The 220-nt window shown below is 53.2% G+C and carries 1 protein-coding gene; it reads right to left on the reverse strand.

Going from position 1 to position 220, the window contains the following annotated elements:
- Positions 1-220, reverse strand: a 220-nt coding sequence (locus DMB65_RS22295) for an Ig-like domain-containing protein (RefSeq protein ID WP_165835021.1), incomplete at both ends; no start/stop codon positions are given.

Consider the following 220-nt stretch of genomic DNA (forward strand, 5'->3'; position numbering starts at 1 on the left):
GCCGTGCCTGGGGTTAACGCTGTGCCGTTGATGCTGGTGATGCTTAATGTATCCCCATCTGTATCGGTATCTAAGCTTAACGGGGTCAGGGTCACGGTGCCTTCTTCGGCTACGGTATAGTTGTCGTTTACGGCTACCGGTGCATCGTTGGCAGGACTTACGCTAATCAATTCATTGGCGGTAGCGGTGGCTGTACCGTCGGTTATCACATAAGGGATGC

The sequence above is a fragment of the Flavobacterium cheongpyeongense genome, assembly GCF_003202435.1.
In the GTDB taxonomy this organism is placed as follows: Bacteria; Bacteroidota; Bacteroidia; order Flavobacteriales; family Flavobacteriaceae; genus Flavobacterium; species Flavobacterium cheongpyeongense.